This window comes from Paenibacillus sp. FSL H8-0260 (genome assembly GCF_045040625.1).
In the GTDB taxonomy this organism is placed as follows: Bacteria; Bacillota; Bacilli; order Paenibacillales; family Paenibacillaceae; genus Paenibacillus_AQ; species Paenibacillus_AQ odorifer.
Map to the genome: position 1 here is coordinate 844,532 of NZ_CP150298.1, position 24,757 is coordinate 869,288.

The 24,757-nt window shown below is 41.8% G+C and carries 14 protein-coding genes and 2 pseudogenes; 11 read left to right on the top strand and 5 right to left on the bottom strand.

Translation table 11 applies throughout. The annotated features are described in order from the left end of the window. Positions 1-273: 273 nt before the first annotated feature. The 4 genes and pseudogenes from MHI51_RS03685 to MHI51_RS03700 all read right to left on the bottom strand — a co-directional run bounded on the left by MHI51_RS03685 (position 274) and on the right by MHI51_RS03700 (position 10,902). Positions 274-3,612 (bottom strand): hypothetical protein, encoded by a 3,339-nt coding sequence (locus MHI51_RS03685; RefSeq protein WP_405173605.1) that lies wholly within the window; start codon positions 3,610-3,612, stop codon positions 274-276. Next, positions 3,609-6,182, bottom strand: a complete 2,574-nt coding sequence (locus MHI51_RS03690) for an SNF2-related protein (protein WP_405173606.1) — start codon at positions 6,180-6,182, stop codon at positions 3,609-3,611. The genes MHI51_RS03685 and MHI51_RS03690 overlap by 4 nt, the downstream gene beginning before the upstream one ends. Positions 6,183-7,564: 1,382 nt before the next feature. After that, positions 7,565-8,920: pseudogene (locus MHI51_RS03695) on the bottom strand (IS3 family transposase). Between the two features lie 191 nt (positions 8,921-9,111). Beyond that, positions 9,112-10,902: a flavocytochrome c gene (locus MHI51_RS03700; protein WP_405173607.1), complete on the bottom strand. Its 1,791-nt coding sequence runs from the start codon at positions 10,900-10,902 to the stop codon at positions 9,112-9,114. Between the two features lie 272 nt (positions 10,903-11,174). Between MHI51_RS03700 and MHI51_RS03705 the strand changes: the two genes are divergently transcribed. The 5 genes and pseudogenes from MHI51_RS03705 (at position 11,175) to scfB (ending at position 16,005) form a co-directional block, all read left to right on the top strand. Continuing rightward, entirely contained in the window at positions 11,175-12,761 is a 1,587-nt protein-coding gene (locus tag MHI51_RS03705) for a histidine kinase (protein ID WP_339171260.1), read from the top strand. Then, the gene (locus tag MHI51_RS03710) at positions 12,736-13,518 is read left to right on the top strand and encodes a response regulator (RefSeq protein ID WP_341160484.1); all 783 of its coding nucleotides are present in this window, start codon (positions 12,736-12,738) and stop codon (positions 13,516-13,518) included. Before MHI51_RS03705 ends, MHI51_RS03710 begins: the two co-directional genes overlap by 26 nt. Before the next feature lie 55 nt (positions 13,519-13,573). Next, a pseudogene (locus MHI51_RS03715) lies at positions 13,574-13,948 on the top strand (hypothetical protein); the annotation flags it as partial. A 390-nt stretch (positions 13,949-14,338) separates the two neighbouring features. Further along, a complete protein-coding gene (gene scfA / locus MHI51_RS03720) occupies positions 14,339-14,488 on the top strand; it encodes a six-cysteine ranthipeptide SCIFF (RefSeq protein WP_076098734.1) in 150 nt (49 codons plus the stop codon). A 122-nt stretch (positions 14,489-14,610) separates the two neighbouring features. Then, the gene (scfB, locus tag MHI51_RS03725) at positions 14,611-16,005 is read left to right on the top strand and encodes a thioether cross-link-forming SCIFF peptide maturase (protein WP_076302881.1); all 1,395 of its coding nucleotides are present in this window, start codon (positions 14,611-14,613) and stop codon (positions 16,003-16,005) included. A 454-nt stretch (positions 16,006-16,459) separates the two neighbouring features. Here scfB and MHI51_RS03730 read toward each other — a convergent pair whose 3' ends face one another. After that, positions 16,460-16,705, bottom strand: coding sequence for a helix-turn-helix domain-containing protein (locus MHI51_RS03730; protein WP_076185152.1), 246 nt, complete (start codon positions 16,703-16,705; stop codon positions 16,460-16,462). A 151-nt stretch (positions 16,706-16,856) separates the two neighbouring features. Between MHI51_RS03730 and MHI51_RS03735 the strand changes: the two genes are divergently transcribed. The 6 genes from MHI51_RS03735 to MHI51_RS03760 all read left to right on the top strand — a co-directional run bounded on the left by MHI51_RS03735 (position 16,857) and on the right by MHI51_RS03760 (position 24,554). Continuing rightward, positions 16,857-17,354: a hypothetical protein gene (locus MHI51_RS03735; protein WP_076302882.1), complete on the top strand. Its 498-nt coding sequence runs from the start codon at positions 16,857-16,859 to the stop codon at positions 17,352-17,354. 246 nt (positions 17,355-17,600) lie between these two features. Then, positions 17,601-18,290: a nuclease-related domain-containing protein gene (locus MHI51_RS03740; protein ID WP_076302883.1), complete on the top strand. Its 690-nt coding sequence runs from the start codon at positions 17,601-17,603 to the stop codon at positions 18,288-18,290. Further along, the gene (locus MHI51_RS03745; protein ID WP_076098730.1) at positions 18,287-19,309 is read left to right on the top strand and encodes a restriction endonuclease; all 1,023 of its coding nucleotides are present in this window, start codon (positions 18,287-18,289) and stop codon (positions 19,307-19,309) included. The genes MHI51_RS03740 and MHI51_RS03745 overlap by 4 nt, the downstream gene beginning before the upstream one ends. 400 nt (positions 19,310-19,709) lie before the next feature. Beyond that, positions 19,710-19,829: an NERD domain-containing protein gene (locus tag MHI51_RS03750; protein ID WP_081387522.1), complete on the top strand. Its 120-nt coding sequence runs from the start codon at positions 19,710-19,712 to the stop codon at positions 19,827-19,829. Between the two features lie 98 nt (positions 19,830-19,927). Beyond that, positions 19,928-22,168, top strand: a complete 2,241-nt coding sequence (locus tag MHI51_RS03755) for an MrcB family domain-containing protein (protein WP_405173608.1) — start codon at positions 19,928-19,930, stop codon at positions 22,166-22,168. Then, positions 22,140-24,554 carry a DUF2357 domain-containing protein gene (locus MHI51_RS03760; RefSeq protein WP_405173609.1) on the top strand — a complete coding sequence of 805 codons (2,415 nt, stop codon included), beginning with the start codon at positions 22,140-22,142 and terminating at the stop codon, positions 24,552-24,554. The genes MHI51_RS03755 and MHI51_RS03760 overlap by 29 nt, the downstream gene beginning before the upstream one ends. Positions 24,555-24,757: the final 203 nt, after the last annotated feature.

Below are 24,757 nucleotides of genomic sequence, written 5' to 3' on the forward strand. Positions count from 1 at the left end.
TTAATTCGTGCTCCGTAAAACGATGTCTGTTCGCTGTTGTCTTTGTGCTATCTGTCATTTAAGACCTCGCTCCTTTGTAGTTATAAATCATTATAAATACAAATGACCCGGAGGGTGGGCGCTTTTTTAAAGTGTCCACCCTTCGGGTCACAGTCAATATACGATTGAGAAGGGTTTTTCTTGAGGACAGCCAGCTCTACAAGCGAAACGGAGTAAGCTAAACTCAACCGTATTATTTCTGTATAATTAAAATATTATGCACTTAGCCGGAAGTCAAGTAATGATTGGGGGCTTGTGTGATATTGAATCCGATATGATTCTCCAATTATCAGGAGACAGGAGGAGTTTCGTCACGAAATCATACGATCTACTAGCATCACTAATCGTATTCTTAAGCTCCAGAGTGTAGAACAATTTATGGTCACCTTTAGTGATTTGTGCTGATGTTAGTGAAGCCTTGTGCTCCTCAAAACATGATTTACAGCAGATGGTTTTGACATATACGGTTTCTCCTTCATATTGCGCTGGAATGATCACAACTAAAGTGTTTGTATTGGCTGAAGCTATTTTGGTTCCTTGAATGTTGAGCGTAGGGACATCATTACAGATCGGGCAGTGGTCGTCATAGGACATTTCGCTAGATAAAATGGTATAAATATCTTCCATTTTCAACTTATTCGCGTCGCTCATAAATGATAACGGTTCTTCTATTTCAAAAGGGTACTTGTACTTCATTTCAGGTCTCTTCAAATACTTATCGTAATCGTAAGAGGAAAGCTGTTTATAATTAGAAGTATTAATAAAATGATTAATATAATATGGAATCTCATCACCGAACTGCATATCATGTAAAACAGCAGATAGCGCTGATTGTTCATCTTGGTTGCTATAAAATACTATAAGCTCTCTCACTTTTGTATGATCTCCTGGTGAGATTTCCAGATCCTCTGTACTAATACGTAGGAATTTAGCTTCAGCTGACTTCATAACCTTTATTGTATAAAAGTTGTTCGAACTAGTTAATACGTACCCCAGAAAATGAGCTCGATTTCCTCCTGAATCTATTCTCTCCAATCTAATATGGATATCTCCAAGGATAGATTGAACAAACTTAACAATATCCGTATTTTGAAATTCACATTTAATTTTAGACTTAATATTAATGCTTACACTTTCGGTGTAACCAGATAACCATTTGAATATGTCTGAAACTAGACTTAGGTTTGTTTCTTGAATATTACATCTTCGTAGATCATTTATTTGATATTTGGGTGAACATTTACTGTTGTATTCATCGATGGTCTGCCTGATAGATTTAAATAAATTAAAATTTAAAATAATGCAGTTCAAAAAGTGGATTGTGAAGTATCTTAGCTTTCCATTCCAACCTGATGTAGCTCTGTTTCGGTTATAGTTACGTAATGTTATTTCACGTGTAGCATCGTGTATAAATAAAGCACCGTAATCATTATTGAATCCGACTTGTAATAATCCCTTTGACAACAAACTCAAAAATTGCATGATATGGTTTTCGTTTATAGTTATTCCTGAGTAAGTATCAACATGAAATTCCGAATACCAAAGGTCAGCGTAAGCATTCCAATGATAGGATTCGTAGGAATGCAAAGTATAAATACGCTCTTTTAATAATTCTTTTAAGTCACTATAAGATTTGTCGTATTCCTTGCAAGCCTCTTGAAAAGCTTTATCGTTAGTTTTATCCTTCGAGAAGAACAACCAATTTGTTACATTGTGGTTAGAATAGTTGCCCATATAATCAAAGCTTTTATCAATGCCAAACCGTGCTATAAGTTGCTTAATAAGAATTTGATCCTGTACAGCTTGGTTGGATATGAAGGTCATGATTGGATCAAAGCTATCTCCGCCAATACGTTTTGTAATTAACTCTTGAGCACGGGTTATGAATGGTAATTGGATCCTGATAAGCCAACTTTTAACTACCTCGTTTTTGTTACCCTGCGTATTAAGCACCTTACTCGACAGCATGCGTATCCCTGCGGGTAATTGCTTATAATCCTCTTCACCGTAAACAATTAAGTCGCACCCCACGAAAATCCGATTATAACAGTCATATAAAGCTTGGCAATTATTATCGTCTGCTATTGCAGGCCTATTGATATTAATCTTTTTTTCAGCGTCATCAATGTTATCGCCAACATCTTTAAGAAAGATATATCGTTTATCTTGATCTAAGTACAGCTTATTATTGCTGCATAATGTCGTTAAAGCATCCGCAGTTCCTTCAAAAATGCCTTTAGGCAATAAATCATCTTCATCATCATATTGAACACTGCTATATGCGCATAGCAGGTGACACAGCACATCACTGGCACTTCTTTTGAAAGCTTCACTAGAGCTGCTATCATTTAGTATTGCTATTAAATCATCTATGGTTTTCTTTCCCATGTGCTTGATGGTTTTCAAAATTGCCGGTTCTTTTTCGTTTTCTCTCTCTAATCCAGAGCGCGAGGAATTAATGGCTCTAGTATTTACGAGGCAGCCTGTGCTCACTTCTAATAAAGCACTATAGGTATCCACGAAATAGGTTGCGTAAATCCTATCGCTTAGGCTAGCCCCGTCATGATTAATAGCATAGGCGAAAGATAATGAGTTATCCTCATTTGTATTATTATAGTGAAAAACTAGATAGGACAGGTCATGCTTGATTTTAGAAATTTTAATGATACTACATTCTGCACCTACATGATACAACTCATCTTGAACCCCTATGGCATAAGAATGATCACCGGTAGAAAACTGTATCGTTTTGATGCTGTTTTCTAGCTTTCTACCATTTCTTAATTCTGTGAAAATTAGCGAACGAGGATCGAAAAGGAGTTCGTTATCATTTGTGCTGTAAAAATAAGAGCTAGGATCCTCATGACTACATAAAGCATCAATAAAATCTGCAAGCTTCTTTACATTAAAGCTTGCATGCTTATTGTTGTCATCATTCTCCTTATCATATTCGAACTTAAAGGTGAACTTGGTTGTCCCCGGCAATTCCTTCAGGTTACTAATGTGTATCGTGTCAAGGAGGTTTGTACGGGAGGACAATTCGATCTTAATATTATTTTCTATGGATAGATAGTTAGCGAAGCAGAACAAGGATTTTATACCTATGCCATAAATTCCTTCTTGTCCTTTTTCGGTTGATTTATTAGAGTTCCCCCTAGAGCAAAATCCATAAATATCGGTTATTGAAAATCCTTTATCGGGGTAACTACATTGTACTGTATACACGTGATCTTCTTTATTGCATATGACTTGGACAATAGGGTTTATACAGCCTGAGGCTGCAACTACATCGTTAGCATTTTGGATAATTTCATTGAAATATCCTTCTTTGTATTTTTTTAAGTCATCTTTCTTTCTGGGATTATTCCTAGCCTTGATACAGCTATTCACAGTTACTTGCAGCATATCACGAGTTATGTCCCAAAATTCACTTATGGCCTCTGGTTCAGGGAGCTCAGTGTTTGCTTCCAACAAGTAGCGATTTAGATGAGCAATGTGATGTTGTATATCCTCTGTGATTTCCTCGCGCTGAATTGCATTCGCAATGTTTCTAGCTATGGAAGTGTAATTCACACCAACAATCCTCCCTCTTGCATTCTAAAGGTAGCAACTGACTTGTTCTGAAATTTACCATTTGCCCAAAAAAAGATTCCGGCTGCATCTTGATTGATGTTGTCTTTGGGCAAGCTAATCAGAATGGCTTCACATATTTGGGCTAAAGAATAGGTTTCGTCAATAATGGCTTTTCTCATGCTGAGGATAGTTCTGAATAACTTTTCTGTGTCATGTTCGAAAATGGGGGTATCCTGCATATTATAGTTACTATCATCCATTTCGATATCCATATGATCATTGGTTATGCTATAGGTATCCTCGCTCTCAACTACAATAGAAGTAGTTAGATTTACTCCCCACAACTTTAGTGTTTTGTGCAGCCAAATGTAATACTCCAGGATCTCATCTATAATCTTCTCAAATGCTATGTACCGGCTGTTATCGATATCTCTAAATGTAGTTAATATATTGGAGTGCTGGCTTATTGTATCGTTATTGGTAACGTGGGTCAGTATTGTTGTGATTTTATCGCATAAATGATTAGCATCGTTTACCTTAGCTTGATCCTCTGAAGACAGTGATTTCTTGATCTCAGCTAATATGCGTTCCACATTTTGTTCTTGTTTCTTATAGTTTATAAAAGCTGAAATAAGCTCCTGGCCAGTATCGCTATCACATATTTGATTAAATTGTGTAAAGTAATTTTGTGCAGCGCTAGTTACTGTTGAAGTAAAGTCTGGATGAAATAATACAGTATTCCTTATCGGCATATATTCACAGGCTTTGTTAATTTTATTCACGGCATAATAGAGCATTCTGTTCGTGATGAAGTCGCTTTCCCTACTATTATCTTGAGCTTCATTAGGTTTGTTAACTAGAAAAATCATTTCGTTTTCAATCTTAATAGCAGTGTCACTATCAGAAGACTTCACGATTAAGTCATCAGCTCGTTCTATACGACCAAATCGTTGCTCTAATTCGTTATTCGTATAGGGGAGCTCATAGTGAACAACGGTATGAAATTCGCCCATATTAAGGCCTGTACCCCCACTTTTCCCCGTAGTGACAAGTATGGATCGATTACCATGCTTAGCTCTGATATGCGTTTTCACTTGTTCAATCACTATCTCTGGATTACGAGTAATATTCTTGATCTCGCCTATGCTGCTGTACTTCTTGGCTATCAACACGGTTTCGTTGGATAAGTATGATAATTGGTCGTAAATCATCTCTACTGTGGCTTGCAATTCGCAAAATATAAGGATGGACTTTTCTTTATATGAGGAGTAATCTCCATCTCCACTAACAATCTCTTTTAGCTTCTGTAGCTTAGCATTCTTATCTATGGAGTAGTCTTGAAGATCATCATGAAAGCACTCCTGCATCTTAGCTGCAAGTCGATTATCATCTTGATCCGCATACATCGCGGTGAAAAAGTCCTTTTCATCACGCAACTTACTAAACCAAGCCTGGCGTTCTTTGGTTCTCTCACAAGGAATAAAGGTGATTTTCCGCTTAATATTCACATTGAAAATATCCTCTTTATAATTGCACACAAAAATATCTTGCTCAGTTGGATTTGTAGTTTCAATAGGATTAATAGTTAAGTGATTCCAAGCATAATAATCTAGCCCTAGTACACTCTTCATTAACGATTTATAATGACTGAAGTCTCTAACGTTACCTCCCTTAACAATGATAGGTGTTGCTGTTAAGAGCATTACTTGATCGGCTCGAATGTTTTTGTAATTATCAAAGCAATTATGACACTCATCAATAATGACTAGATCCCAGTTTCTGTCTGGTAGGAATGCTTTGAATGATTTTTTTAGTGCCGAATGGCTGTCATCACTAGTCCCATTAGAGCATCCCATTATATAGATCAATGGTTTATTTGGATTGGCGGACTTTTGTTTGATTATATATCCATTGTCGCTTTGGCTAATAATAGTAGAGTTTCTTCCTAGCTGTCGTTTAATGTCGTTATGCCAATCTTCTCTTTTAAGATAGGGGCAGATAAGGATTATAGCTGCAGAAGGGAATCTATCATTTGGATTGGTTGCTTTCAATCTATTCTGAATGGCATGCTGTATAGCATAAATACCTGCTACAGTTTTACCGGTTCCGACCTCATCCAGTACCATTGTGGCACGGTTATGTTGCAATTGTTGTGCCGCTAATGTTTGTTTTCCGAAGTATTTCACATCCAAGACAGGTTGATTTCCATCAAAGAACACCTCAAATACACTCTTGCCCTCATAGAAGTCCTTACTATCGTAGTCAATATTTTTATCGACACTTATACCTTCAACCCCATTTCCCAGTATGGCGATCAAGTTTTCATAATACACTTTCTTTTTATTTGATCTTAAGAACTGCATATTTTTGGAGAGGCATTTTTCAATTGTAACTTGGGTATCTTTGAAGGTTTTTCCCTTAATCTCATCCCATTTCAGGTTTTGTAGCTTCGCCTCCGTACATACCTCGTCCCATCTTCTGCACATAATGGCATAGAACAAACAAACGATGGGATTATTAACATGTTCCTTGAGTTCATTCTGGTAAGTCTCGTAGTTTAAGACTGGCATGATGTCGCTCCTTCTAATTTTATGCATAGTGGAAATGCTCACCTAGCGTAAAAAGACATTTAGCAGCATCCTCGTATACCTTCTATCGTTAGCTTGGCGATAACTGGATGAAGAAAGCCTGGAAGAATGTCGGGATGATCTGAAACAATATATCAAATATTTGAGTGAATTTCATAATTCAAAAACCTTGCTGTAACTGAGTTTTTTAATCTTGAAAAAAGGAGTGCCTCACCAAATTTCGAAGTGTTAAGTATCGCTACATCACACAGAGAAAGCTTGGACTCCTTATTTATATTATTCGGCAAGAAAGCATGTTATCCTTGGAGCAATTGCTGAAAAGATGTCCGGAGGAAAAATACTGCTTGTTCGTTAAAATGATCGACGTCACGCCATCATACGAGTGCTAGGTAAGAAGACGGACTTAGGCGCACCGGAATCGCTAAACTTTCGAGCAATGGTGTATTCGTTGTTCATCCGCATGATTGAACGGATGCCCTTTGTGAAAGATATGGTTCTTCGTCTGAGGACCAGTGAGGAATTTCAGTATCATTTTGCCGATTTACAGGATCGGATGCAACCCCAAGCGAAGCCGCTTATTCTCGACTATTTGCTGACCTTAAAGGATTACCTTTGTTTTAAGAGCTACATAACAAGCTCATTGAAGAAGCCTATAAGGAAGGGGGTATCCAGGGTTCAAAAGTAGCCATAAATGCAACACATGTTGAAGCCACGGACGTCTCATGTCTGTGCATTCCCGCAAGGAGAACCCTAAAGCAGCACAATCGGCAGTCCAGATGGAGTTAGCCATTCAATCTCCCACCGGATTTAACACCGCCAGAGCCGACGGTTGAAAAAAGCGCGGATGCAAAAGAAAGGAAGAACGCGAACAATCGCTGTAGGAGCAAGCCGACATCGAAGCGACTAAAAACGCTTTTTGAAAAAATCTGTACGGCATGCTCGACCACTCTCACGAAGTGATCCGAGCCCATACACCGCAGCATTCTTCGTGGGGAACTAAGAAGAGCACCGAGAATAAAATGATGTAAAATTGATGTAAAACATCAACAGAAACGCACCTAAATCAGCATTGCAGAACGGATGAGCATTGTAGAAAAGCCTGTCAAATCAAGGTTTCTGCGGATTGCAACAGCTCACATCCTAGTGTTATATGTTCCCGCATACGGTGCATGTGGAGTCGGTGGCTTTGTTGGTGAGGAACCCTTGCCAATTAGACCCTAAATAATTGGGCAATTTTAATTCCACTAACGGAGAACGATAAAAGAGCAGCGAGTTAGACGAGCGCCCTAGACTCCACCATAAAAAACCGCCCTGTTCGCAATGTTGCTAATGAAGTGACCCCTTAAAGTTAGACAGGTATATAATTAAGCGACTTGTTGGGCCTGAGTTCGGTACTGTACCGGACTCAGGCCTTTTAGTTTTGCCTTAATTCGCTTGTTGTTGTAATAATCGATGTATTTTGATAGCTCTTGTTTGAAATGTGTGATACTTTCGAATTTCTTTAAATATAGAAATTCAGATTTCATGATACCAAAGAAGTTCACAATGACGGCGTTGTCGTAGCAATTACCTTTACGGGACATACTTTGCTTGATATCGCGTTCTTCAAGGGCATGACGATACTGCTTCATCTGATAGTGCCAGCCTTGGTCAGAATGAATAAGGAGGTTATCTTCATCGGTTAATCGATGGAATGCTTGATCTAACATCGTTGAAACAAGCGAGTAGACCGGTCTTGAACCGATTGTATACGTAATAATCTCACCATTATATAGATCTAGGATTGGATAAGTACAGCTTTTCTCCAAATAATTTAAACTCTGTAATATCCGTAACCCACTTCTCATTTGGATTCTCAGCGTGGAAGTTACGTTCTAATATGTTCGGTGCGAGTTTGCCAATCGTCCCTTTATAGGAACGATATTTCTTCATACGTACCACACACTTTAAACCCATTACCTTCATCAAGCGTTGTACCTTTTTATGATTCACATGGTGTCCTCGATTCACTAACTCGTCACGAATACGACGATAACCATAACGCCCCTCATGCTCCTCGTAAATCGCTTGAATAACGTCTTTTAGCTCCTTATCTCTATCGGGCATACCAAACGTTTTTACCACGAAATAATACGTACTACGAGGGATATCTGCTAGCTGTAGGAGTGCTTTCACCGAAAATCGGTTCCTAAGTTCATAGACTACTCGTGCTTTGTCTTGTTTGGTGATTTTTCCTTGTTTTGAACTAAGGCATTCAACTTTTTTAAATATGCATTTTCCATTCTCAAACGCTCTACCTCTGCTTGTAATGCCTCAACAGACCCTTCTTTTAACGTTTGAATCTTTCGTTTATTAGGTTCTTTTTTCATGGATGGACGCCCCTTCTTCTTTGGTTGTAGGGCGTCCATTCCATGTAACTCTAAGCTTCTATGCCAGCTTAAAATGGTACTATGACTCGCAATATTAAATATCGCAGCCGTTTCTCTAACAGACGTCCCGAATTCGTTCATATAATTAAGTACGTCTAGTTTAATCTGTGCAGGATATGATGTATAGCCCTTTTTAAAAGCTTCTTCACCATGATGCTCATATTGACTAATCCAGTTTAAAAAGACAGAATGGTGAATCCCGATTGATTTTGCAATGGCTTTCAAGCTCTCGGATCCCTTTTTATAACGCATAACGGCTTGGATTTTTTCGTTTGTACTGTACCTGGTCATAAAAAAACTGCACCTCCAAATGTTAGTTGTGTCTAACAATTGGGGTGCAGTTCATTCGCAATGTTGCTAACAGGGCGGTTTGCTATGTCATAGAGGGCAGCTTGAAAGTTAGCAGTCAACCGGCACTCTACAAGTTATCTTGCACGTTTTTAAGGCTAACTTATTAATAGAGCAGTTACGCAAAAATAAGATTACTCTGCTACAACTTGTTTGCCTGCAATCCGGCCGAATGTGAAGATATCAGCGATGGCATTACCGCCAAGACGGTTTGTACCATGAATGACCCCTGTTACTTCACCTGCAGCGAACAACCCAGGGATGACTTCGCCTTTTTCATTCAAAACGCGAGTCTTCTCGTCGATCACCAAGCCGCCCATTGTATGGTGAACGGAGGGTACAGCTTTTTCGATGTAGTAAGGGCCTTTTTCAAGAGATTTCAATCCACCGCGATGTTTGAAATCAAGGTCTTTACCTGTTTTCGCATAATCATTTACTTTATTAATCGTTTCTTTCAAAGTGTTCACGTCAATTTTAAAGAAATCAGCGGCCTCTTCAATCGTATCGGCTTTAAAGAGCAAGCCTTGTTTAACGAGTTGATCGTATTCGTCTTGATGAACTTCTATCGTTTTACCGATATCCTCAATGCCTTGATTCCATAATTGATACGTATATCCGCCCGTTTGGGCAAGAATTGCTTTAGAAATAACGTCACGACGTTCTAATTCCTCAACGAAGCGCTTGCCTTCTTGGTTAATCAGGATTGCACCATCGAAGCGGGAGTCTGCAACCAGAGAAATAACACCTGTCTCAGGATTACAGATTGGATACGTTTGAATACTCTCCATGTTTGTCAGTTTGGCGCCAATCGTTTCTGCCATAACGATACCGTCACCTGTAGATCCTGGTGTATCGGTAGACATATATTTCTCATCCATTTTAGGGTTATACTTTTTACGCATCTCTACATTGGATCCAAAACCACCGGTAGCGATGATGACGCCTTTGTTCGCATGGAATGTGATCTTGTCGCCAGTACCCGAAGTCGCAGTTACACCTGTTACTTTGCCGCTTTCGTCCTTCAGCAAGGTTTCGGCTTTCATATTCGTTTTGATCGTGATTTGATCAGCGTCTGTTTTGGCTTTTAACTTAGTAATCAATTCAACACCTGTATGACCTACAGGAATCAACGCACGTTTTCTGGAATGGCCTCCAAATTGGAACAGATGATCAGGTAAGAACTCTACCTTGATATCATCGCGCAGCCATTCGGCAGATGCTAGAGCATTGTCGGCAAGAATACGAACCATCTTTGGATCCCCGAGGTTGTCTCCGCCTTTCATCGTATCATTATAGAACAAGTCAGCCGTGTCATCAGTGATGCCAAGAGCACGTTCAACCCAGTTGTCCGGCGCATTCATCTCACCACCGGAGATCAATGTGTTGCCGCCAACAGCTGGCATTTTCTCGAGCAGAACTACATTAGCTCCAGCGCTCTTCGCTTCGATAGCCGCACTAAAGCCAGCACCCCCGGCACCGATGACGACAACATCATAGGTTTGCTCGACTTCTTCTTTGTCTTTGCTTCCACTGACTGCAGCGCCAGCGACAAGGGTAAGTCCAGACTTCGTAATTGCATCTTGAATGGCTTCGAGATATCCTTTGCTTGTAACTGTAGATCCGCTAATGGCATCAACTTTTGCGCTGTTAGTTGCCATGACCTCTTGCTTGAGCTGCGTATAAACAGGTTCTGCAAGTACTTCATTTTCCTTATGCTCTGTCACTTTAATGTCAGTGATCTTGTTATCTAATAAGGAGACTTGTACTTTAATATCGCCATGTTTACCTTGCCCAACTCCTTCAAAGACTTGAACTCCGTTTGCATCTGCAGCGGGCTCTGCATCTTTACTGCCGCAAGCAGCAAGCGTGAACATAAGACTGAGGACTAGTAGAATAGATAACAGCTTTTTCGTGTGAGTTCGCATAATATCTCCTTCATTCTGTTGTGGATTGGTTACATACACTAGGGAGAGGAAGATTTGCTAGGCAAATCCTTTATCTCTAGCCTAGACATGAATGTTATTTCATGTGAAAATATGCACAAGACCTATTATAGATTTAGTACAGCATTATGTATTTGCACAGATTAGTGTTTTTTTGTCTTTTTCGGGCATGTAAGAAACGGATATTGTGAAGGGCTATGATTACAATGAAATCAATTCACTTAAAAATTACGTTAATCGCAGGAGGCTGCTTCTTGCTGCTGTTCGTTGCATTGCTTGTAACAATATATTTGGAGATGAACCATACGGTTGTCCCTTTGAATAAGAACTTAACGCAGCAAGTGGTTACTGCACGCAGCGACCAGATTGATTATTGGTTTAATCAGCGCATTGGAGAGATAGACATGCTTGCTTCTCTAGCTTCGGACCATCAGTGGACACGAGATGAATTGCTGCAAGAGTTCGATAAGTTCGAGGCGAAGAAGAAAGTAGAGTACGAATCCATACGCGTGGTGGATATTCACGGAAATTCCTGGTCAGCAAGGGACAAGCCTTTTTCGATACTAAACCGACCCTACTATCGAAAACTGCTGAATTCAGATTCCAATTATGTGGTAAGCAATCCGATCGTATCCAAAGCGAATGCAGCCGAAATCGTCGTCATTCTTTATCGCGTGAATCCATCGGTGAATGATGAGGTAGCTTATATTGCCGCAGCCGTCTCCGTCAAGAAGATGAGGGAGATTGCTCAAGATGTAATGCTATATGACCAGTCAGGCCAGCTTATCGTCGATTGCAGAGAGCTGGGTGAAGAAGATGGAGCGGAGGATACAGCAGATAAGAAGAACATGAGTGTATTTGAGGCTCCAATTCAAAATGTGGAAGGCTGGAAGTTAGTACTCAAAGTACCGAATTCAAGTCTATCGTTAGCGGTGATCAAAACCCAGCGGACTGCATTGCTGGTAGGCGTTCTTATCGGTAGTGCGTTTATCGTCTTTCTGGTGCTGCTTGCTTCTTCCATTATTCGTCCAATTCAGTCGCTTCGCCAGGTAATGGAAAATGTGCAGAACGGCAACCAAACCATACGAGCAGATGTTACGCGCTCGGATGAGATCGGCGATCTTGGACGAAGCTTCAATGACATGCTTGTTCAATTATACGCTGTGGAGCAGGACCGAAAGGAGATGGAACTCAGACTGATTCATGAGCAGATCAAGCCGCACTTTTTATACAACACATTGGATACGATCCAGTGGATGGCAACGGAACATGGAGCAGACAATGTGGTGGAGATGGTGGAAGCGCTTAGCGCGTATTTCCGATTAGGGCTTGGCACAGGCAGTCCCTACATTCTGCTTGATCAGGAGTTGTACCATGTCGAGAGTTATCTTCATATTCAAGGTGTGCGATATGAGGAGATTCTGGACTACGAGCTTCGATATGATGAAAAGCTTGCTCAGTGCCAAGTCGTTCGCTTCATACTGCAGCCTTTGGTGGAAAATGCGATTTATCACGGGATTAAGCCACTTGGGGATCAAAAGTGCAAAATTTCGATTACAGCATATAAACAGGCCGATTATTTGGTCATTAAGGTTGAAAATAATGGGGTTATGATTCCGGAAGAGAAGCTTGTGCAGATAAATCAAGCCCTTCTTGATGATACATATGATCGTTCTGCCACAGGCTTTGGGCTATACAGTGTAAACCATCGCATTCGACTAGCTTACGGAGTGCCATATGGCCTTGCAGTGAAGAGCGAAGATGGCATTACCGTTATGGTCATTCGAATACCTTTGGACGGGGAGTGGAATGAAGATGTGGAAGATTGTCATCGTCGATGATGAAACGATCATTCGCAAAGGCTTGCGACAATACATTGAGGAGAGTCCGTATCTTTTTGAGGTTGCAGGAGAAGCGAAAAGTGCAAACGAAGCATTGAATATGGTGGAGGAAGCCCTACCACATGTATGTCTTGTGGACATCAACATGCCGAATATGAATGGGCTCGATCTGATGAATATATTGCGCGAACGCTGCCCGTCGGTTCTGGTTGTCATCATCAGCGGGTACGATAACTTTGAATATGCGCGTCAAGCCGTGCAACTGCAAGCATTCGATTATGTATTGAAACCTGTGCCGAAGAGTGATCTGAACAAGCTGCTTCATCGGATCGATGAGCATCTTCAGGTAAAATATCCTTTGCATTCACATGAAGGCAGGGTGGATAAGGAGCGGGAGCTTCCCGGGTATACAGGGGATGGAACAGTGCTTATCCAAAAAGTGACCGAGTATATTGACAGTCATTATCAGGATCCGGAGCTGTCTATTACTCGAGTAGCAGCACTATTTCATATCAACCAAACCTATCTTAGCAAGCGTATGAAGCAAGAAATCGGTGCTTCATTCCTTGACTATGTCACTGAGCTTCGGATATCGAAGGCGAAGGAGATTCTGGATGACGTAATGCCGAATATCAAAATCGGGGATCTGGCCGTGAAGGTAGGGTATAAGAGCCAGTACTATTTTAGTCGTGTGTTCAAAAATAGAGTCGGCTCAAGCCCCTTAGAGTACAAAAAGCATCCGTTCGGTTATGGATAGGAGGGCCATTCTCGTCCCTCTGCAGCACGCCATAGATGCTATGCTCGGTTCAGATCTTCAAATTCCTATCAACCATGAAGAAATTGAAGCGGTTAGAAAAGATAGTAAGGGGATCATCCCGGAGGATCGGCTAATAGTCATTGCAAGAAGCAGAAAAATATCAGAACTTGCAAAGGAGCTTTTGTCAGCTCAGACATCATTAAGTAAATCGAACTTTATTGTTATAGCTACTAAGCATTTATCTATTTCCATAGAGGAGAGCTTAGAAAGCGACGATATCTTATTGAATATTCTAGCTTTAGTGGACAGACGAGTTGGAAAAAAGCGTATTTTAAACATGAGCGAGAAGATGAAGTTAAAGCATCCAATTGTGCAATATTTTTATGAACTAAGGCGTCAAGAGCAGATAAACTGTCCGGAAGTGTCTTAGGGCTCCTCATATAAGCTTGTTCACATTGTCCACCCACGTATGTGGAGAGTGTCGCTCTACTGGTAAGGAAGGATACAGTGCTATGAGATCCTTATATTTATTGGACTTTACGGACAAGTATGAGAAAAAATGTTGTTAAAGAGATGGCATCATTGCCGTCTCTTTTTTGTTTCACTTTTTTAGCATTGCTCTGACTCTGGTTCCCACTACGGCATCCTACGATCACAAGCATGAAAGACTGCACGAAAATTAGTGTTGATGCTTATGTTTAACCCCTCTCTGCTCTGCTAGGTGACAGGCATCATAGACGTGCCTGCGTGATGTTGCTACGATGTTCCATGGAAATTAAGTGAAAGTGATCACAAGAAATTACAGAAGGAGTTATTTATCGTGAAAAGAATCGTAACACTGAGCACCCGCAAACTGATGGATACCGCAAAACACGGCGGATGCGGCGCATGCCAGACCTCTTGCCAGTCCGCTTGTAAAACTTCCTGCGGCGTTGCAAACCAGAAGTGTGAAAATGCAATGAACAGATAGGATTCGGAATTTTACCGCCCATTGCTCTGCTGATGGGCGGCTATTTTTAAGAAATGGATACTATCCCTAAAGGATGGCGAAGCCGTTTCTACTTGTGTGCAAAAGGAGCTTGATTAGTAAGTATGATTCATCAATATAAACTAAACGGATACAATATCGTGCTCGATACCTATAGTGGCTCGGTGCATGTTGTTGATGACCTAGCATATGAAATTATAGCGCTTTATGAGAAAACTTCTGTCGACAAAATCGTGACAACGCTGTTGGATAAATATAAAGATGATTCCAGCATTTCCGAGAGCGACATTCGAGAAACCATCGCGGATATCGAGGAGCTTATAAATGATGGACAGCTCTTTACAAAAGATGAGTATGAGAACCTCTCGCTCGATTTAAAAAAACGGAAAACTTATGTTAAGGCACTCTGCCTCAATGTTGCGCATACCTGTAATTTGTCATGCGACTATTGCTTCGCTAGCCAGGGGAAATACAACGGAGATCGAGCAATCATGAGCTATGAGGTTGGACAAAAAGCTATCGATTACCTGCTTGAAAATTCGGGTCATCATCGTAATCTTGACATCGACTTTTTCGGCGGGGAACCGCTCTTGGCTTGGAAAGTGGTTAAACAGATCGTAGCTTATGCAAGAAGCAAAGAACAAGAATACAAAAAGAAGTTCCGCTTCACCTTCACGACGAACGGGATGCTGCTGAACGATGAGGTCACCGAGTTTTTAAATCAGGAAATGTACAATGTCGTATTAAGCCTGGATGGAAGAAAAGAGGTTCATGACCGTCTTCGCCAAACGGTAAACGGAAAAGGCAGCTACGATCATATTCTTCCGAAGTTTCAGGAATTCGTTCGTAAGCGCGGAGACCAAGAGTACTATGTACGGGGAACTTACACTCGTAACAATGTCGATTTCACCAATGATATATTTCATATCGCAGATCTTGGTTTTGACAAAATCTCGATGGAACCGGTCATCTGTGATCCAAGGGAACCCTATGCACTTACCGAGGAGGACCTTCCGGAGATATATAACCAGTACGAAATTCTCGCAAAAGAAATGATTGGGCGCGGCGAAGAAGGCAAGGGGTTTACCTTTTATCATTACATGCTTGACCTCTCGGAAGGACCCTGCATCCAGAAGAGAATCACTGGCTGTGGTTCAGGAACAGAATATCTTGCTGTCACCCCCGGGGGAGAGCTTTTTCCTTGCCACCAGTTCGTCGGGGATGAAGAGTACAGCATGGGAAACCTCTGGGATGGCATCACACAACCTGGGTTGCAATGTCAATTTAAAGAGAGCAACTGCTACTCGAAGCCGGAATGCAAGGACTGCTGGGCGAAGCTCTACTGCAGCGGCGGTTGTCCTGCCAATGCGCTGCACGCGACGGGTTCCCTGGTCGGAACCTATGACTTCAGCTGTGACGTCTTCCGCAAAAGAGTCGAATGTTCCATGATGGTAAAGGTGGATGAATCCATTAGAGCGATGGAAGGGCAATCTAGCTAGTTAACGTAACGGATGAATAAACTATAACCGAGAAATAGACACTTTTAAATAAAGTGCCTTTCTCGGTTTTTTTGTACGGAGAAGAAGGACTGTAAGACAAGAGAGACGATCAGTTTCTGCAAAGGGCAGGTCACTGATCGTCTTTTAATCTGAATCTATGGAATGAATTCCGTGCCATAGGTTGGTATATCGTTGTTATAGCTATGTATTATTTGATGTCTACATACATAGCATGATGAATGTTACCTGAAAGCGGACCGTAGGATAAAAAGCTGGGGGTCAGATATTGCCTCAGGCCTCCATTTTATTGGACGACGTAGGTACGTGTCTAAATCTGAATAATAAATCCCTTCAGGGATTCTGCATAAAAAATTTGCAGATCTATGTAGTATCTATTTAAATGAAAATAACGATCTATTCCAAAAACAGAGAGTTATCTCCCACTATCACTTCACTAACCTTCCCCCAACAACTCCCCAACAGAAACATCCAGCGCTTTCGCAATGGCAACCACCTCATAATCCTGCACAAGTCTATATTGACCTTCCAAGCGCGATAAACTGGTTGGACTGATGTCTAAACCGAAGGTTTGCAACCTGGCAAGGAAATCCTTTTGCTTCATTCGCTTAGCTTTTCGAATAGCTACAACTCGGGTTCCAATGATATTTTTGTCACCCGGGGGCTCTTTGCGATGCCTCATTTTGGTGTCACCTCACAATTTAACCAAATTGTATGCGAGGTAAGTATTGTTTTAATGCGAATATCGAATTAAAATGAAATAAACCGATAAACGCATTAAAATTTCCATACATCGTCTACAGATATAGCTTTTCCCGGAAGGTGGGGGTGCAATGCAACATCTGATGTGCAAATATGAGGAGGAAAAGCGCAAGCTGAATGAACTCGGACAGCAATCACTGGAGCAGGGAATTCCGTTAAGCAGCAATGAAGCGGTTCAGGCCCAGAGTCGTAAGGTGGACGAACTGATTAATCGGATGTACCAAGAAAAAAACGGACATGCAGTGTCATTTCGTTTGAGTTTCTATCTTGGAGGGGATATGTTGAGCTTTCCTGCATGGTTTTTACAGACGATTCAAGGTCGATTGGATGAGGTGACCGCACAGATTGAACATCAATCCGAGCCTAGGGATGTTTTTGAAGAAGAGCGCAAAGCTTTTCAAGCGTTGTTTGACTCCATGGACATTGCAGGTATACCAGAGTTTGAGTACTGGGAGGATAAGCTTCAATTGAAGCAAGCCGTTCTTTATGAACGTCTATATCTACAAGGACTAAAGGATGGCATGCAGCTTGAACATGCCCTTACTGCCCCTTCAGTTCTCACGGACTAAGACATGTCCTGTTGCTGCCGGAAAAGCACATAGGGATCGGAACCGAAGAGGATAAACGCATACTTTATTTTCGGACTGTCCATGCGATAGTCTTTTTTTGTATATATGTTTGGAATTTTTGTTTTTTTAGATGCTGTTCATCCAAAAAGAGGGCAGACCTCCATTCATGATATGAATAAAGGGATAACTTCCCATATTGTCGAATAACCATACATATTGTAAATCTATATCAGATGAGGTTTTGATATGTTTAAAGCGCTATTGTCTCTCTTTAAAAAATCCGACACTAAGCCACCACAGGCAGTGCGTAAGGCACAAACTCCCAAGTCGAAACCGAAGGTTGCTTCCACACGAATTGGAGAGTTAGGTGAGCATAAAATCAATATCCAACTTGACCAGCTACCTAAGGAGTGTAAATCATTAAGCGATCTAATGCTTCTTAATCCCAAGTCTCGAACAGGTTACACCCAGATTGATCATATCATTATTTCCCCGTATTGCTTATTTGTCATTGAGACGAAAAACTACAATGGAGAAATTAAAGGTGGGCGAACGGATCAACAATGGTCAGTGAGCAACCGTTACAAGATGTATAATCCGCTGAAGCAAAACTATGGACATATCAAGGCCATCGAGAGTCTGATACAAGGTATAGCTGCAGTGAAATTTATCTCTATGGTTTCATTCACGATGAGATGTCGGTTTAGTATTGATCCGGAGCTTCGGAAAATCCACTCGGACGAACTGGTTGTCTATGATGTGGAACTAAGTGAGTTTATCTCTAGGAAGCTGATCAGTTTAAAAACAGGAACTCCTGAACCTTCTATCTCTCCGGCGCAAATACAAACGATTTATGAGCATTTGCTTCAGGCTAATATAACCGATGCGGAGATTCGCAAACTTCATGTACAGAGAATAAAGGGAGGTCCACTATGAAAAGTATGTGGCTTGTTCGAGCAGGAGAAAGGGCATATCTTATTAATGAATTTAAAGATAAGCAAGCTGTAGCGATTGGTTGGGCTCCATTGGGAGATATCGGTGGGGTAAATACACTGCAAGAGATGAAGAGGCTTTTGAAGGTACGGTATCCTGGATATAAAGAGGGTAAGATCAATATTACTGCTGGTCAGATTTTTCGTTTTGTAAGTGAATTTAAAATAGACGACCAAGTAATCACATATAATCCTGAAGAGCGACTCTATTACATAGGAAGAATCAAGTCGAATTATGAATTTAAGCCAAATTATATTACGGATAAGCCTCATATTCGCAGAATAGATTGGGAGGGGACTGTATCTAGAGATGTTTTGACGGCAAGCGCCCGGAATACTCTTGGTTCCATAATGACTATTATATCTATCCCGAATGATGTTCAGAAGGAATTGCTCAAACAAATGGTAATCGGACAGACCGATGGTAATCAACCAAGTCAACCCATAGAGTCTGTGCAAGCTGAGACGGAGGAAGAAGCCGAAGAATTAGAGCTAATTAAGGAAGACGTCATTGAGAAGTCCAATGAATTTATCAAAGATAAGATTGCTAAGTTAGACTGGGAGCAAATGCAGGAACTTGTTGCGGGCATCCTTAGAGGAATGGGCTACAAGACACGAATATCACCCAAAGGGCCGGACCGGGGAAGAGATATTTTTGCATCCCCAGATGGTCTAGGGCTTGAAGAACCCAGAATTATAGTGGAAGTAAAGCACCGTTCAGGCAGTATGGGATCTAATCAAATACGTAGTTTTACCGGAGGATTAAGAGTAGGAGATCGGGGGATTTATGTATCTAGTGGTGGATTCACAAAGGAAGCAAAATATGAAGCGGAAAGATCGAATATTCCTTTATCGTTAATAGACTTGGATTTGCTCGCGGAGTTAGTAACACAATACTATGATCAATTTGATTCAGAGACACGGACATTAATACCGTTAAGAAAAATATATTGGCCGTTATAAATTTGAATGTTTTTCTATATAGACATTCTTTTGAAGAAGAGCAAGGCCTTCCAAGCGTTATTTGTCTCCATGGATATTGCACGTAAGCCAGAGTTTGAAAATTGGGAGGATAAAGTTTCTTTAAAGTAATCTGTTGTTTATGAACTTTTATATCTACAGGGGCTTAAGGATGGCATGCAGCTTGCTAATGCATTTGCTCCATCTGTTCTCTCGGATTAAGACGGAATTAAAAGGTATACGTTAACTATATGTTGGGGCTGTCCATGCGACAGTCCTTTTTCTTATATGCATGATTGGAAGGAATACATTCCCATATTGTCGAATTACCAAATATATTGTAAATCCAGATGACTCCGTATTGCTTATTTGTCATTGAAAGACGAAAAACTACAATGGAGAAATTAAAGGTAAGCGGACGGATCAACAATGGTTAGTAGGTAACCGTTACAAGATGTATAATCCACTAAAGCAAAACTATGGCTATATTAAGGCCTCAATTACAGGTAAAATCGATCTATGACCAACTGAGCCAAGCAAATATTACAGACTCAAAGATTCGCAAACTTCATGTAAAAAAATATGACTACTAGAAATCGTTAACTAGTCTTGGAGGTCAACATGCCATTACCGGAATCAGTCACGCAGATTTTCAAGCGTAAGCAAAAATCATACAAAATGGTCCTCATCCTATCCTTAATCGAAGAGCTGAGAGCCTTTCATCAGGAGCGCGTATCGTACGATCACGTGAAGCAGCGGTTTCTTAACTATTTTATAGCTGAACAGAATAGTGGAAACCGGGTAGATCTGCCACCAGGTCGAGAACTATGGAGTGATGCACCTAAAAGTCAGCTTAAAGATATTATTAACAGTCCAGTTAATGCGCTCTCGCATATTTTGTTTGTGAACTCGGAGGATAACACCATAGGTTTTCATAGCCAAATTCAAAGACAGCTAGGGGAAGAGGAGCTATCGCAATTAGAGAGACTAGCTAATGACGAACTCCAGTCTTATAATGCCGCTTTGCAGCATTTCTCTTTGCAAGGTTATCTGGAGAAGATCATGGCGGAGTACATTTCTGCCAAAAAAGAAACCTTTGCAAGTCATGCACTAGGTGCGTTATTTCGTCAGACACTTCCTTCTGAGCTCAAAGCGTTACCATTCTTAGATGATCAATATAAAATTCAGGGTTCTGTTGGACAAGGGAATTGGGCAACGGTTCCTTGGCTTGCAATACTGGATAAGCGGATCACGGAAACGACTCAACGAGGGGAGTATGTTGTGTATTTGTTTGCTGAGGATATGAGTGCTGTCTATCTTACTTTTAACCAAGGAGTGACGGCGCCTATTCAAGAGAAGGGGCGCAGAGATGGCTATGCCTATCTGCGAACTCGAACACAAGAAATACAAGGGCTCCTTTCACTGAACCATATGAATAAGGATGATAATATTCACCTGGTAGACAGCGGTCTAGGCCAAGATTATCAGGTGTCTACTGTCGCTTACATCAAGTATGAAAGAGGAGCCGTTCCGAATGACGAGCAACTAATCCAAGATCTCGAGAATGTGATGGAGGATTACCGTCTATATGTGGACACTGTGACTTCTACAGGTAATGTAGCTGATAATGAGGAAGTGGAAGTAGTGACGCAAGAAGCGGAGCCCTTACAGGATGAACAAGTAACAGGTATCCTCCACCAAATCCAATCCCACATCCGTCGCAAAGGTTTCTTCTTCCCTGAGCACCTTATTGAAAACTTTTACCTCTCGCTAAAGACTAAGCCTTTTGTCATTCTGGCAGGCATATCCGGAACAGGGAAGACTCGGTTGGTGAAGCTGTTTGCAGAAGCTCTTGGTGCAACGGGGAATAACGGACAGTTTACCTTGATCCCAGTGCGGCCGGATTGGAGTGATCCTGCGGATCTGCTGGGGTACAAGGATCTTTCGGGCAGGTTCAAACCGGGTCCGCTTACGGGAGTATTAGTAGAGGCGCGGAAGCCGGAGAATGGACATAAGCCATATTTTATCTGTATGGATGAGATGAATCTGGCGCGGGTAGAGCATTACTTCAGTGACCTGTTAAGTGTGCTGGAAACGCAGGACTGGCGGGAGGGGAAGATCCAGACTCAGGATCTCATATCTTCTACCATGCTGGATACGTCTGAGGATCAAGTGAAGTTTGGCAGCCTAGGTGTCCCGGAGAATGTGTTCTTGATCGGGACTGTGAACATGGACGAAACGACACATCCTTTTAGCAAAAAGGTACTGGACCGAGCTAACACACTGGAGTTCAATTACATCAATCTGCAGCAGTATCCGGACATGAGTGAGCAGGAAGAGACGGATGATCCCGCTGATCTTGCCGAACTGAACCATCTTTTTCTGCGCTCCGATTATTTGCAGCTAGTGGATGCCTATGATGCCAACAAAGAGCTAGTTGTCCGGACGACAGAGAGATTGGTTAAGATCAATGCTTTGCTTGAGGATGTCCATGCTCATGTAGGTTTCCGGGTACGCGATGCGATTTGCTTCTATATGATCTATAACGAACGGTACAAGCTGATGAGTGAGGAAGAAGCTTTTGACTGGCAACTGCTGCAAAAGATACTGCCGCGCATTCAAGGGAGCCATTCTTCGGTTCGCCGGGTATTGTTGAACTTGATGAAAGGGGCTCTTGGTACAGGATCTGGTGTGACGGTAAATATTGAAGATCTTATGGACAATGATGCTTCTCCACTCTACCTGAGATGGGCTGCTGGACAAACTCCCCCTACAGCCAAACATCCACAAAGTGCGCGTAAATTGGCTTTTATGCTTAGGAGGCTGGAGGAAGATGGATTCACCTCATACTGGCTCTCTTAATCAGGCGGTAGAATTGCTCCGTGTAGAAACGGAGCTTTTTACGCTTTTTCTTCAAGGAAGGCCATATCATCCTACTGTGGAGACCTTGCAGCTTCATCGTTCTTCTAGTCAGGAGTGGGTAAATGCTCAGTTTGGGATTACATGCTCCGAACGGCTTGGTAATGTTCAGATTAAAGTGTTTTCTCCTGAAGCTAACGGGATGGTGGACTGGCAGCCGGGGGAGTCAGTTTTTCCTTGTTTTTATGAGACACAGTCGTATGAGCTGGTGATTCAGAAGAAGACCGCTGCTAACCTATCTTTTTATCATGAAAATGTGCTGCTTCGGCAGGCGATTAAGCCCCTAGGTGAGTCTATTCTTGCGGGTGTGCTGAACTTTGGGAATGAGGTAGGTTTGACGGAGTGGGAGATCTGTAGTTCAGGACAGGCTTTGCTGCGGGTAGAGATGGAGATCTTTCCCTCTAAAATGGATTACAAGCTGGATTACCAGAATATTTTAAATGAAGTGAATGAGAAGATTTATAATTTGGCCTTTGATTTTTTGCGTAAAACCTACCAATTAACAGGCCTGCGGGAAACGCAGCATCAGAGCTTGACGGAGTTTTTCACTATACTTCAGCATGTATTTAGACAGCTTCTGGATGCCGTTGAGCGGATTAACAAGAATCCTAATTATGCTCTGCTCCAGGATCGCCGACTAGTGGACGCCAATCGGGTCAAAAAGGCAGGAAGAGAGAACATCCGCGAGCTCGCGAAGCATCCCGAACGATTAAGAGAAGACATGGACCATGGATTCCTGACCATCGGCAGCCGAAATTACACAGCTACACATTTAATGGAGACACGAAGACGCCTCGCCTATGATACTAATGAGAACCGATTCATCCGCTGGATGTTGGAACGTATTCACGGGAAGTTAAAGGAGCTCAAGGCTCACTGGAAGACGAAAGGTCGAACCCCAGATCCATTACTTATAAAAAGGTTAGACACCATGCTGACTCAGCTCGAACGCGTGCTTAAGATGGATTTCTTGCGTGAGGCTGGAGTGCTGAAGCAGATGTCTGTTACGCTTGTACTGCAGATGGCTCCAGGATACCGCGAAGTTTATCGCTGTTATCTGATGCTGCTCAAAGGCTTGTCGATCCAAGGTGATCTGCTGCGCCTGTCTATGAAGGATGTCGCGCAGCTCTATGAATACTGGTGCTTCCTCAAGTTGAATCAGCTTCTGGGTCAGAAGTATAAGCTGGTGAAGCAGGATATTATTAAGGTGAATCGGAATGGTATTTTTGTTACACTTGACCGCTCGCAGAGCGCTAAGATGGTGTACGAGAATCCAGTTAACGGAGAGCAGTTCATCCTGTATTATAATGCGATTCCTAGCTCGGATAAGGCACCGACGCTCAATCAGCGTCCGGATAATGTGCTGACACTGAAGAAGAAGGATGCTGGCAAAATCAAAGAGTATAAGTATGTTTTTGATGCGAAATACCGATTAAATCCGGCTTATGAAGGGACTTCCTATCACCGCACTTATAGGCAGCCTGGTCCTGAAGAGGATGACATCAACACCATGCACCGCTATCGGGACGCCATAGTATATCAGGAGAAAGATTCGGGAGAATACGAACGAAGCATGTTTGGCGCCTATGTTTTATTCCCCTACCCGGATGAGGAGCGGTATAAGACCCACCGATTCTACAAAAGCATCGAGCTATTGAATATTGGCGCTTTGCCATTCCTACCGAATTCTACAAGCCTAGTGGAGCGATTCTTGGATGAGATTATTCAGGATAGTCCGGAAAAAGCTTATGAACGCTCGACTCGTCCACGCGGCACGAAAGAATACTATACCAACCAACTCGCGGGCAAAAATGTGCTTGTTGGTTCTGTCCGGGGACCCGAGCAAGTGGAGGTGGCGCTGCGGAAAGCTTTTTATCATATGCCGTTAAGGAATCTTGCAAACCAGAAGATCCTAACGCAAATTGAATACGTAGCGATGTGCCAATCCCGTAAAAAGTTCATTGATCCTGCAAAAACGGGGATTCACTGGGTAGGGAAAGTAGCGGATTGGAAGGTGCTGCGGCGTAATGAGATTAAAGAGGTTCCTTGTCGCCCGGGTACTGAAGAAGATCTGTATGTACGATTTACGGTCGAGGAATGGAAAGCAATTACGTCTCCTATCATGCTAGGTGGTCAAAGAATACAAACGGTGCTCTATACGAGTAAATATATTCTGGATCGTGCCTTGGAAATCGCGGAGCTTCGCTTAGAAACGGAGGGAGATCTTCGTGAATGGCGTGAGAAACGCCGAAGGGGCAGAGTGAAGGTGAAGTTGGATCATGAGCAGTATGTGGACTTGGGAAAGGTTGTTGAAGTTCGGAATATTTAAGGTTAGTGAACATGAAGTAAGGTTTGTTTAGTTAATTCCATAATTATGAATTTATTGTTGACAACCCCAGCGGATTAAAATATAGTAATCCCATCAGATTAATACAAATTATTGATGTTTAAATTTTAGTGATTGTGAGTACGAAACGGAATATGCTGACTGGTTCCACCAGAGGCTCAGGGGACAAACGCTAGTCGTTGTCA

Coding starts and splice junctions, on each gene's coding strand:
- MHI51_RS03690 (WP_405173606.1), bottom strand. CDS start 6,182: ATGCCAGTCTTAAACTACGAGACTTACCAGAATGAACTCAAGGAACAT.
- MHI51_RS03700 (WP_405173607.1), bottom strand. CDS start 10,902: ATGCGAACTCACACGAAAAAGCTGTTATCTATTCTACTAGTCCTCAGT.
- MHI51_RS03710 (WP_341160484.1), top strand. CDS start 12,736: ATGTGGAAGATTGTCATCGTCGATGATGAAACGATCATTCGCAAAGGC.
- scfB (WP_076302881.1), top strand. CDS start 14,611: ATGATTCATCAATATAAACTAAACGGATACAATATCGTGCTCGATACC.
- MHI51_RS03730 (WP_076185152.1), bottom strand. CDS start 16,705: ATGAGGCATCGCAAAGAGCCCCCGGGTGACAAAAATATCATTGGAACC.
- MHI51_RS03735 (WP_076302882.1), top strand. CDS start 16,857: ATGCAACATCTGATGTGCAAATATGAGGAGGAAAAGCGCAAGCTGAAT.
- MHI51_RS03740 (WP_076302883.1), top strand. CDS start 17,601: ATGTTTAAAGCGCTATTGTCTCTCTTTAAAAAATCCGACACTAAGCCA.
- MHI51_RS03745 (WP_076098730.1), top strand. CDS start 18,287: ATGAAAAGTATGTGGCTTGTTCGAGCAGGAGAAAGGGCATATCTTATT.
- MHI51_RS03755 (WP_405173608.1), top strand. CDS start 19,928: ATGCCATTACCGGAATCAGTCACGCAGATTTTCAAGCGTAAGCAAAAA.
- MHI51_RS03760 (WP_405173609.1), top strand. CDS start 22,140: ATGGATTCACCTCATACTGGCTCTCTTAATCAGGCGGTAGAATTGCTC.